This window comes from Elizabethkingia argenteiflava, assembly GCF_009904105.1.
GTDB lineage: Bacteria > Bacteroidota > Bacteroidia > Flavobacteriales > Weeksellaceae > Elizabethkingia > Elizabethkingia argenteiflava.
The window spans coordinates 1-255 of the sequence record NZ_JAAABJ010000199.1 but is presented as its reverse complement, the minus strand read 5'-3'; the positions used below and the strand labels follow the sequence as shown (position 1 = coordinate 255).

Annotated in this window: 1 protein-coding gene; it reads right to left on the bottom strand. The window is 36.5% G+C overall.

The features are described from left to right. Positions 1-255, bottom strand: a 255-nt coding sequence (locus tag GNY06_RS01585) for a transposase (RefSeq protein WP_166518496.1), incomplete at both ends; no start/stop codon positions are given.

Genomic DNA, 255 nt, shown 5'->3' with positions numbered 1-255 from the left:
TATACGTACCCTCATGCGTAGTTTTTCCAAAATTAAGTCGAAGTAACCTGCTTCTACCCAACGGATATAGTAATAATAAACCAATTGCCATTTCGGAAAGTTCTTTGGCAGCATACGCCATTGACAGTCTGTTTTTATCAGGTACATTAACGCATTCCAAATCAGGATCAAAGGATGTTTTCGCTTTCTATCTTTCAGATTCAGCGTTTTCTTTATATATTGCCATTGGTTTTCAGTTAGATCAGTTGGGTATTT